Genomic DNA, 5,848 nt, shown 5'->3' with positions numbered 1-5,848 from the left:
GCCGGTCAGGCCAAGCCGCGCGGCGACCGACAGGCTTAGGATGTCCATCGGCATCTTCACCATCGCCGACGTAATGTTGACGATGCGCCCAAAGCCACGCTCCGCCATGCCGTCGACATATGCGCGGATCAGGAAAATCGCGCCGAGCATGTTGCCGTCGATCGCCTTCTGCCACACCTCGCGGTCGAAGCTGCGCCAGTCGCCCGGCGGCGGCCCGCCGGCATTGTTGATTAGGATGTCGGGGGCCGGGCAGGCGGCGACCAGCGCGGCGCATCCTTCGTCCGTTGTCGCGTCGCCGGCAACCGTGGTGACGGTCACGCCGTACTTGGAGCGCAGGGTCTCGGCCGCTGCCTCTAGCGCGTCGACCGAGCGACCGTTGAGAACGATGTTGGCCCCTTCCTGCGCGAAGGTCTCGGCGCAGGCGTAGCCAAGGCCGCGGCTTGACGCGCAAATTATGGCTGTACGGCCTTTAAGTCCAAGGTCCATGAGGCACCTTTCTGTCGATCAAAGGATGTCGGGGTCGAGGTCGAGCGTGGTGCGATCGCCGCTGATCAACAGCGCCAGCATCGGCTCAACCTTCGGCAGTTCGTAGGCAAAGAAGTAGCGAGCGGCGGCGCGCTTGCCGTCGAAGAAGGCGCCTTGCTTTGCGGCAGCGGCGCCGACCTGCTCGAGCCAGATCCAGGCGAGCGTGACGTGACCGAACGCTTCGAGAAAAATCGAGGCGTTGGCGAGACGCGTTTCCGCGTCGGGTTCAGCCTGCAGAAGGAAACTGGTGTACTCGAGCTCGACAAACGCATCGTCGAGAGCCTGCGCGTCTTCACCAAGCCCTGCCTCTCTAGCAAGTTGGCAGGTCGCTCCGACCTTCTCGCCGAAAATCTTGAGCGCGCGGCCTTCCTGCATCGCGACCTTCCGGCCGAGCAGATCGATGCCCTGAATACCGTGTGTCCCCTCGTGGATGGGGTTTAGTCGGTTGTCGCGGTAGAATTGCTCGACGTTGTAGTCGCGCGTGTAGCCGTAACCGCCGTGGACCTGGATCGCGAGATCGTTGGCGGCGAGGCACCACTGCGAAGGCCAGCTCTTGGCGATCGGCGTGAGCATGTCGAGCAGCAGGGCAGCTTCTTCGCGCACGTCGCCGTCGCTCGTTCGCTGAACATCGACCAATCGGGCGCAATAGAGATTGAGCGCCAGCGCACCCTCGGCATACGCCTTCTGTGCCAGCAGCATTCGGCGCACGTCGGCATGCCGGGTAAGCGGAACCTGCCCGGAGTTTGGATCCTTGTTGCCCGGCACGCGCCCCTGCGGCCGACCGCGCGCATAGTCGAGCGCGTGGAGATATCCCGTGTAGCCGAGCGTCGCGGCACTGGTGCCCACAGCGACGCGCGCCTCATTCATCATCGTAAACATGCAGGCGAGACCCTGGCCTTCGGCGCCGACGAGCCAACCGATTGCACCGGCCGCGCCCTGCGGCTGATGGCGCCCTTCGCCGAAATTCAGCAGCGTGTTGACCGTGCCGCGCTGACCCATTTTGTGGTTGAGCCCGGCAAGGCTTACGTCGTTGCGATCGCCGCCAGGCAGATCGCGCGGAACGACGAACAGCGAGAGGCCCTTTACTCCCGGCACTGCACCTTCGACACGGGCCAGCACGAGATGAACGATCGATTCAGCGAGGTCATGTTCGCCGCCCGAAATCCACATCTTGTTGCCGAATAGGCGGAAGCTGCCGTCACCCTGGCGGACCGCGCGAGTGCGCACGTCGGCGAGCGACGATCCCGCCTGCGGCTCGGAAAGGCACATAGTGCCGAAGAAGCGGCCAGCCAGCATCGGCCGAACGTAGGCATCAATCTGCTCAGGCGAGCCATGCTCAAGCAGCAGGTTGGCCGCAGCGGTGGTCAGCAGCGCATAGCCTGACGTCCCTGCATTCGCGGCCTGGAACCAAGCAAACGCCGCCTTCTCGACCACGAACGGCAACTGCATACCGCCGACGTCGTGCGGTTGCGACATTGCCATCAGGCCTGCTTCGCAAAAGTGCCTCAGCGCTGTCGCGGTTTCGGCGGGCATCTTAACTCGCCCGTCTTCAAGCATCTTCGGCTCGTGCTGATCTGACAGCTTGTTGAACGGCGCGAACTGCTCCTCGGCAAGCGATGCGGCGAGGTCGATCACAGCATCGATGGTCGCACGATCATGCGCGGCGTAGCGCTCGGCCACCAGCAGCTGTTCGACGTCGAGCCAATCGAACAGCAGAAAGTCGATATCGCGGCGTGAAAGGATAAGCGACATAGCTCAGCCCGCCACGCTAGCGACATCGAAGGTTCGAGCGAACGCGGCTCGCGATCGCAGGATGGCAAGTATCTGGAGCGGCGCGAACAACAGCGTGATAGCGGCCAGTGCCACGCCAACGCTACCGCCCGCCAAGGCTACATTCTCAGCGATCCAGGCAACGAGGGTCGGCCCAGCCCCGAGGCCAACGAGCGTCAGTACCAGGTAATAGATGGCAACGACTTGTGCACGAACCGAGGCCGGCGCGAGCAGGGGTGCGGACGCGGCCATCAGGATCCCAAGCCCCATTTGCAGCACCAGCGGCACCACGACGGCCGCCATCGCGATCTCCACGGTTGATGCCAAAAGCGAAAGCACCAAGAGCGGCGTCGAAATGCAGGCGACGAACAAGGCGATGGTCAATGGCGCATCGGAGCGTCCGCGCGCTGCAAGGCGCCGGGAAACCCATGGCAACAGCACGCCGCCGGTCAGGCTTGCCAGCACCCCCGCGATGCCAAACGCATAGCCGGCGGATGCTGCCGTAAGGTCGTACGTGCGGATTAGATGGGTCGGAAACCAAGCGAGAATGCTGAAGTTGATCGCCGAGACGATGCCCGTAACAGTGTAAAACCCAGTTTAGGTCACGCGATTTGCCCGATAGTGCGCCATGACATCCTTCATGGATGCTTTTGGGACTTCGACGGCGCCCCCACGCGGCACTCGAGGGATCACGAAGGGGATCAGAAGCGCCAGCACAACGGCGGGTAGCCCGACAAACAGCAGCGTCAGCCGCCACGCGCTCAGCGATCCGAGAATGCCGGCGTCACCCTGCATACCAGCCGCGGCTTGAATGGCCGCAGCTCCCACAAGCATCGCGCCCGAGCCGCCGCATACCCCAACCATCACGTAGATACTGATCGGAAGCGCCCGCTTCGCGGGCGGGAACATGTCTGACAGCAATGACATGGCAGCAGGCGTCAGCGCAGCCTCACCTACCGCGACACCGATCCTGAGGAGCAAAAGCACGGCGAAGCTGTCGGCAAAGGCCGCAGCCGCGGTGCTTATCCCCCACCCTACCGCACCCACAAAGATCAGCATGACCCGATTTCCGGTGTCGGCCAGCCGCGCCAACGGCAGGCCCGCGATCGAGAATACGAGTGCGAACGAAGTGCCGATGAGCAGGCCCATCTGGACATCGCTGATCCCAAGGTCGGCTTTGATTGGCTCGATAAGCAACGCAAGGATCAGCCGATCGACGAACGACACAATGTACAGCGCGCTGAGAAGAGTCAGCGCGCCCCACGCGCGAGCGGGTGTGACGGCCGCTCGCGCCGATGGATCGGCGATAGACATCGACCTTAAAGCTCGACGTCGTGCATGCCCGACACTTCGATGCCGTGGCCGAACACATCGTTCAGGTGATATTGCTGCTGGAGGAACGCCTTCGCCGCGCCCCAGCCAAGTTCGAGCAGCCAGCCCGACGGCGTGACGAAATAGAAGGTCAGCGCCTCGTCATTCGAGTGCTTGCCGAGCTGAAGCGCGACATCGATGCCTTGCGAACGCACGATGTCATGGGCCTTACCGAGGTCGTTCAGTTCAGCATATTCAAGCATCAGGTGATTGAGGCGCTTGTCGCCGTTCACGCCGAACGCCAGCGAATGCTGCCGGTCGTTGCAATGCATGAACACCGGCTGCACCGTGCCCTTCGGTGAGCGCAGATGATATTGGACGGCGCCCTTCATTCCGAGCAGCGAATAGAAGCGGTGCGATTCAACGGGATCGTCGGCGTGGATCAGCATGTGACCGAGGCCTTCGGCGCCAGTGACAAACTTGCCGTGCATGCGTCGGCCCGGATGGAACGGCATATGGGCGTCGATCAGCGGCCCATAGAAAAGCTCGAGGGGATTGCCGCTGGGGTCGGTCAGCTTCGCCAGCCCCAGAACGCGCCGTTCGGCCGCTTCCTCCATCGTACCCATCCGATAGGCAAAGCCAGCGCCATCGAGCCGCGCCAGGATTTCAGCCAACGCTTCGGCATCGGCGACGCGCCAGCCGGCATAGGCCATGTCATCCTTGTCGTTGACGTGGACCACGAAGCGGTGATGCCAGCTGTCCATACGGAAGTAGAAGCGGTCGCCCTCGCCTTCGTCGAGGAGCTCTAGGCCAACGACTTCGGTGCCGAACTTACGCCACGCATCGCCATCGGACACGTTGATCCCGAGGTAACCGAGCTCCGTAACGCCTGCCATCGTCCCACTCCCCATCGGATTTGCCATCCGATTTCTGTAATAAATGAACTGTCATGTTAGCATGACGGATTTGTCATGCAAACCGCCTCTGTTTCGCTGAAACCGTTAGTCCTCCGGAAAAGCGAACGTCGTTTCGTCGAAGCGGTCGCCGCGCGTCGCCTTCATTTTCGGAAGCCAGTAGGGAAGCTTGCTCTGCATACCCCCATCGACAACCAGCGCCTGCCCGGTGATCATTCGAGATGCCTCGGAAGCCAGGAAGACGACCGCGTCGGCGATATCCTCCGGCATCGACAGGCGGGGCAGTGGCGTTTCCTCCGCGAACAGGCGGAAGATATCGGGTGGCAGTGTCGCCCGGCCCCGCGCGGTAAGCACAGCACCCGGCACAACCGCATTGCAGCGGATATTATCGCGACCGTAAGTGACGGCGACTTCGCGGGTAAGCGCGTGGAGGCCCGCCTTGGCCGAGCTATAGGCGGCGAGATCCATCGTGGCGGCGATCGCGCTGGACGACGATGTGTTAACGATTGATCCGCCACCTCGCGTGATCATGTGCGGGATCGCGTATTTGCAGCCCAGCATCGCGCTGGTCAGATGCCCATCGAGCGTGCGCCGCCAGTTAGTGGCGTCCATCAACGCAACTTCGCTGTCGGGCGCGATGGTTCGGGGGATGCCGGCGTTGTTGTGTAGGATGTCGAGACCGCCGAAACGATCAACGGCAAAAGCCAGCATCGCCTCAATATCGCTTTCGACAAGAATATCAGCGCGCACCGCCGCAGCAGCCGAGCCGGCAGCCGTCAGCTCGTCGACCAGCGCGTCCGCGCTCGCCATGTCGACATCGGCGATCACGACCGAGGCGCCGAGCGCCGTCATTTTTCGTGCGGTCGCCTGGCCAATGCCTGCTGCACCGCCGGTAATTACCGCGACCTTGCCGGTGAGATCGATCATTCCCGCCCCTTCAATTGCCCGACGGGCGGACCGGCAAGGCGTGCGCCTTGCCGGTCGAGCCTCAGACTTCCGCGGTTAGAAGCGGAAGGATGCGCCGACGCCGATGCGTCGCGGCGTCTCGTACGACACGTCGCTCGTCAGCGGTCCGTTGCGGATTTCACGGAACACCTTCTCATTGGTGAGATTCGCGGCCCAGAGGCTGAGTTTCAGCGCCTCATCCTCACTCGTCCAGGCGATCTCGCTGCTGATCAGGCTGTACGGCTTCTGCGAGAAGTTGTTCGCGAAATCGAAGTAGACCCGCGAGCTGTGGTAGAGATTACCCGACACGGTCACACGACCTCCGCTCGAGACATCCGTCCCCCAGTCGAAGCCGACATTGAATGACGTGCGCGGGGCACGCG

Annotated in this window: 6 protein-coding genes and 1 pseudogene; all 7 read right to left on the bottom strand. The window is 62.8% G+C overall.

The features are described from left to right. On the bottom strand, positions 1-486 hold a 486-nt coding region (locus KAY22_RS23265), incomplete at its 3' end, for an SDR family NAD(P)-dependent oxidoreductase (RefSeq protein WP_296625538.1). An 18-nt stretch (positions 487-504) separates the two neighbouring features. Next, the gene (locus tag KAY22_RS23260) at positions 505-2,277 is read right to left on the bottom strand and encodes an acyl-CoA dehydrogenase (RefSeq protein WP_296625537.1); all 1,773 of its coding nucleotides are present in this window, start codon (positions 2,275-2,277) and stop codon (positions 505-507) included. A gap of 3 nt (positions 2,278-2,280) precedes the next feature. Beyond that, on the bottom strand, positions 2,281-2,760 hold the full coding sequence (locus KAY22_RS23255) for a hypothetical protein (RefSeq protein WP_296625536.1): 480 nt from the start codon (positions 2,758-2,760) through the stop codon (positions 2,281-2,283). A gap of 132 nt (positions 2,761-2,892) precedes the next feature. Then, positions 2,893-3,609 carry an MFS transporter gene (locus tag KAY22_RS23250; RefSeq protein ID WP_296625535.1) on the bottom strand — a complete coding sequence of 239 codons (717 nt, stop codon included), beginning with the start codon at positions 3,607-3,609 and terminating at the stop codon, positions 2,893-2,895. Between the two features lie 5 nt (positions 3,610-3,614). Beyond that, positions 3,615-4,502, bottom strand: a complete 888-nt coding sequence (locus tag KAY22_RS23245) for a VOC family protein (RefSeq protein ID WP_296625534.1) — start codon at positions 4,500-4,502, stop codon at positions 3,615-3,617. A 105-nt stretch (positions 4,503-4,607) separates the two neighbouring features. Further along, positions 4,608-5,447: an SDR family NAD(P)-dependent oxidoreductase gene (locus KAY22_RS23240; protein WP_296625533.1), complete on the bottom strand. Its 840-nt coding sequence runs from the start codon at positions 5,445-5,447 to the stop codon at positions 4,608-4,610. 75 nt (positions 5,448-5,522) lie between these two features. Continuing rightward, positions 5,523-5,848, bottom strand: a pseudogene (locus KAY22_RS23235) (TonB-dependent receptor); the annotation flags it as partial.

Origin of the sequence: Rhizorhabdus sp. (genome assembly GCF_018006725.1) — a bacterium.
GTDB lineage: Bacteria > Pseudomonadota > Alphaproteobacteria > Sphingomonadales > Sphingomonadaceae > Rhizorhabdus.
The sequence above is the reverse complement of the archived record's forward strand: the minus strand, read 5'-3'. Positions and strand labels throughout refer to the sequence as shown.

Coding starts and splice junctions, on each gene's coding strand:
- KAY22_RS23250 (WP_296625535.1), bottom strand. CDS start 3,609: ATGTCTATCGCCGATCCATCGGCGCGAGCGGCCGTCACACCCGCTCGC.
- KAY22_RS23240 (WP_296625533.1), bottom strand. CDS start 5,447: ATGATCGATCTCACCGGCAAGGTCGCGGTAATTACCGGCGGTGCAGCA.
- KAY22_RS23245 (WP_296625534.1), bottom strand. CDS start 4,502: ATGGCAGGCGTTACGGAGCTCGGTTACCTCGGGATCAACGTGTCCGAT.
- KAY22_RS23260 (WP_296625537.1), bottom strand. CDS start 2,277: ATGTCGCTTATCCTTTCACGCCGCGATATCGACTTTCTGCTGTTCGAT.